The following is a 4,395-nucleotide window of genomic DNA, read 5'->3' as shown; positions in this document are numbered from 1 at the left end:
GAGTCGTCGCGATGGGCGGGTCCTACGGCGGGTTCAGTGGTGGCTGGCGTCGATGACGGACGTCACCCCGACCTGTGGGCCGCCGGCATCGACATCGTCGGCATCGCCAACTTCGTCACGTTCCTCGAGACACCGGCGACTGGCGGCGCGAACTCCGTGAGGCCGAGTACGGGTCGCTCGAGGAGGACCGCGAGTTCCTGGAGTCCATCTCGCCCATCAACAACATCGAGAAGATTCGCGCGCCCCTCGTTCGTCCTCCACGGCGAGAACGACCCGCGCGTCCCCGTCGGCGAGGCGCACCAGATAGTCGAGGAGGCGGGCGAACACGTCCCCGTCCGCGAACTCATCTTCGAGGACGAGGGTCACGGGTTCACCAAACTGGAGAATCGCATCGAGGCGTACGAGGCAATCGTCGAATTCCTCGACGAGCACGTCTGAGGCCGCCAGTCGCAGATTCTTCCGCCGGTTTTCTCCTTCTGTCGTATGAGAATAGGTATAAGTAGATGCGACAAGGAAGCTTCGCCAGATATGTCTCGGGGGGAAGAAGACCGGGGTCGCGTTCTCGTGGTCCTGTCGAACTGCGACGCGGGTGGAAGCGGCGACGCCCGCGTCGAGGCCCTCCAGGCGCGGTTAGAGTCGGAGGTGGTCGTCCGGCGAGGAGCGACCGCCGTGGAGTACGTCCGCGAACTCGGCCCGACCATCGACTGCGTCGCGGTGCTGACCGACGACCCGTCGCTGGTCGAACTACTCGCGGGCGTCGAAACCGGCGTCCCGGTGCTGGTCTACGGCGAGACGGACGCCGACGTGGACGACGTCGTTCCGCCGTCCGCGGGCGTCGACACCCTCGCCGACTGCATCTCGCGGGAGGTGTCGTCGGACCGCGAACGCAGCGAACTCGTCGAGGCCAACGCGAAGTTGACCGCGCTGAGCCGACACGCGAACGCGATTACGGGGTGTCAGACCGTCGAGGAGGTGTGCGAGCAGACGCTCGACGCCGCGGTGGACGCCCTCGCCTTCACGTTCTGCGTCGTCGCCCTCGTGGAGGGCGACTACATCGTCCCTCGCACGTCGACGCTCCGGGAGGAGAATCAGACCAGTTGCCGACTGGACGAGGGCGTCGCCGGACGCACGCTCCAGACGGGGGAGACACAGCGCGTCGACGACCTGCACGCGGACGAGGACGCGCGGTTCCGCGACACGTTCCGGTCGGTCGTGAGCGTCCCCCTCGGTGAGTACGGCGTGATACAGGTCGTCTCCGACGACGTCGGCCACTTCGACGACCGGGACGAGGAGTTTCTGGAGATTCTGGCGGGGTACACCACCGAGACGCTCTCCCGCCTCGACCGGGAGTCCGCGCTCAGACAGGAACGCGACAGGCTCCACGCCTTCTTCGAGAGCCTCCCCGTCCCCGCACTCTACGTCGAGGAGGACCCGGTCGTCTCGGACTACGTCCGCTGTGAGACGAACGCCGCCTACGACCGGACGTTCGGCGACAGTCGGGGGTACGAGCGAGGGACGCTCGATTCGATACTGCCGACGGAGACCGAACGACGACTGTTCGCCGACCACCTCCAGTCCGACGAACCGGTCGTCGGCACCGTCGAGCGCGCGGTCCAGGCCGGCGAGACGGAATCGCTGGACCTCACCATCGTCCCCGTCCCCTCCTCGGGTCCGGTCGGTGCGGTCTACGGCGTCTACAACTGCGAGGAGACGCGCCTCCTGACCTCCTTCGATTCCTCCTGAATTTCCGTTAGAGTCAAAGCGCACGGCGGCGAACGAACGTGCATGAGCGCCGACACGGAACGCGGACAGCAACAGCGGAACATCCGTTGTCTCATCGCCAAGGTCGGACTGGACGGTCACGACAGGGGCGCACACGTCATCGCGCGCGCCTTCCGGGACGCCGGGTTCGAGGTCGTCTACTCCGGCCTCCACCGCGCGCCCGACGAAATCGTCCAGGCGGCCGTGCAAGAGGACGTCGACGTGTTGGGCATCTCCATCCTCTCGGGGGCGCACAACACGCTCGTTCCGAAGATAATCGACGGCCTGAAAGAGTACGACGCGTTCGAGGACACGCTCATCCTCGTCGGCGGCATCATCCCCGACGAGGACCGGTCGCAACTGAAGGAGATGGGCGTCTCGGAGGTGTTCGGCCCCGGTACGCCGATGCAGGAGACCATCGAGTTCGTCCGCGAGAACGCCCCGCACCGCGACTGATGGGTCACGCTGAAGACCAGACGGGCGAGACGCGCACCGACGAACTCGTCTCGGACCTCCTGGCCGGGAAGCACCGCGCTCTGGCGCGAGCCATCACGAAGATAGAGAACCGGAGTCCGGGCTACCGCGACCTGGTCTCCCGCCTGCACGCCCACACCGGCGACGCCGACGTCGTCGGCATCACGGGCAGTCCCGGCGCGGGCAAGTCGACGCTCGTGGACAAACTGGCGAAGGCGTACCGCGACGCGGGCCTCACGGTGGGCGTCATCGCCGTCGACCCGTCCTCGCCGTACACCGGCGGAGCCGTCCTCGGCGACCGCATCCGCATGGCGTCGAACGTCGGCGACATGGACGTGTTCTTCCGCTCGATGAGCGCGCGGGGCCAACTCGGCGGCCTCTCGACGGCGACGTCGGACGCGGTGAAAGCGCTCGACGCGTCGGGAAGGACAAGGTAATCGTCGAGACGGTGGGCGCGGGGCAGAACGAGGTGGACATCGTCCGCACCGCCGACACCGTCACCGTCCTCGTCCAACCGGGCAGCGGCGACGACGTGCAGATGCTCAAGGCGGGCATCCTCGAAATCGGCGACGTGTTCGTCGTCAACAAGGCCGACATGGACGGCGTCAACCGCACCGTCGCGGAACTGGAGGAGATGATACACCTCCGCGACAACCCCGGCGCGAAACTCGACGTCGGCCACCACGGCGTCGACACGGGTCTCCCCGAGGGCGTCTCGGGCGCGAACGGGCGGGACCACGCGGACGGCGACAACGCGGACGGCGGCCACGGGTCGGACGACGAGAGCGACGCGGCGACCGAGTGGAAACCGGCCATCGTGGAGACGGTGGCGACCACCGGCGACGGCGTCGAGGAACTCGTCGAGACGCTGGCCGCCCACGCCGACTTCCTCGACCAGTCGGGCATGCGCGCGCAGAAGGCCCGCACGCGCTACGCCGAGGAGATTCGGCAACTCCTCCGCAACGACGCCAACGCGTTGCTGCAGGAGGAACTCGCTCGCCGCGGCGGTGTCGAGTCGATGGCCGAGGACGTGGCGAACCGGGAGACCGACCCTTACGCCGTCGCGGCCGAGGTTTTCCAACCGCTGCGCGACTGCGTCGAGTCGAAGCGAGACGACTGCGCCCGCGGTCGGACGGCGGCGACGAACCGGCATCCTTCGCCGGAACCGCGGCGGTCCCCCGCAGGCTATACTATCGTCGCGTCCGTGTCTCCCGGTATGAAGTTGCGAACGTCGTCGGTGGCGTCGTCGCCGGTGCCGGTCTGCTCGCCGCGACCAACGCCGCCCTGTCGCGTCGAGCACCGCCACTCGAACCGGCCCTGTCGGGCGACCAGCGGACGTATCGGTGGCGCGGAATCGACGTGCGATACGCCGAGGCGGGCGACGAGGACGACCCGGACCTGCTTCTCCTGCACGGTATCAACGCCGCCGGGTCGAACGGCGAGTTCCGCGAGGTGTTCGACGAACTCGCCGAGGACTACCACGTCGTCGCCCCGGACCTGCCCGGGTTCGGCACGTCCGACCGACCGCAACTCCGCTACTCGGCCGCCCTCTACGAGGACTTCGTCGGCGACTTCGTCTCGGAGTTCGACGACCCCGCCGTCGTCGCCTCCTCGCTGCGGCCGCCTACCTCGTCGGCGCAGACCCGGACGTGTCGCGGATGATTCTCGGTCTGCCCCACCGACGCGGCGGGCCGGAACCGAAGCAGTGGCTCCGCGAACTGATTCGCGCGCCCCTCGTCGGCGAGGCGGTGTTCAACCTCCTCGGGTCGAAGCCGTCGATTCGGTACTTCACGCCGACCACGGCTACGCCGACCCGAGCCGAGTGTCCGAGGAGTGGACCGACTACGAGTGGCGGACCGCCCACCAGCAGACGCCCGCTTCGCACCGGCGTCGTTCATCAGCGGCTACCTCAACTCCGAGGTGGACCTCGAAACCGCACTCGCGACGTGGACGTGCCGGTGACGCTGGTGTGGGGTCGCGACTCGGACCTCGTTCCGCTGAAGCGCGGGCGCGAACTCGCCGAGGCGGCCGACTGTAGACTCGTCGTCTTCGACGACGCCAAACTCCTGCCGCACGTGGAGTTCCCCGAACAGTTCCTCGAGACGGTCAGAGAGGACGTGGGCGTCCCGGCCTGACGCCGCGTCCCGTCCCGTCCCGTCC

At 68.1% G+C, this 4,395-nt stretch carries 3 protein-coding genes and 2 pseudogenes; all 5 read left to right on the top strand.

Annotation, left to right across the window (positions count from 1 at the left end; all coding sequences use genetic code 11):
• The coding region (locus GJ632_RS19905) for a S9 family peptidase (protein ID WP_231751708.1) at positions 1-438 on the top strand (438 nt) is incomplete at its 5' end.
• 90 nt (positions 439-528) lie between these two features.
• Complete coding sequence (locus GJ632_RS19900; protein ID WP_191453843.1) at positions 529-1,743, top strand: GAF domain-containing protein; 1,215 nt, start codon at positions 529-531, stop codon at positions 1,741-1,743.
• 42 nt (positions 1,744-1,785) lie between these two features.
• Positions 1,786-2,217, top strand: a complete 432-nt coding sequence (locus GJ632_RS19895; protein WP_089805290.1) for a cobalamin B12-binding domain-containing protein — start codon at positions 1,786-1,788, stop codon at positions 2,215-2,217.
• A pseudogene (gene meaB, locus GJ632_RS19890) lies at positions 2,217-3,349 on the top strand (methylmalonyl Co-A mutase-associated GTPase MeaB); the annotation flags it as partial. The gene GJ632_RS19895 and the pseudogene meaB, both read left to right, overlap by 1 nt.
• Before the next feature lie 146 nt (positions 3,350-3,495).
• A pseudogene (locus GJ632_RS19885) lies at positions 3,496-4,370 on the top strand (alpha/beta fold hydrolase).
• The last annotated feature ends 25 nt before the right edge of the window (positions 4,371-4,395 follow it).

The sequence above is a fragment of the Halogeometricum sp. CBA1124 genome, assembly GCF_009741955.1.
GTDB lineage: Archaea > Halobacteriota > Halobacteria > Halobacteriales > Haloferacaceae > Halogeometricum > Halogeometricum rufum.
This window is presented reverse-complemented; position numbering and strand designations above follow the sequence as displayed.

What these genes read in the sequence shown, in the direction of transcription:
- GJ632_RS19895 (WP_089805290.1), top strand. Translation starts at nt 1,786, where the DNA reads ATGAGCGCCGACACGGAACGCGGACAGCAACAGCGGAACATCCGTTGT.
- GJ632_RS19900 (WP_191453843.1), top strand. Translation starts at nt 529, where the DNA reads ATGTCTCGGGGGGAAGAAGACCGGGGTCGCGTTCTCGTGGTCCTGTCG.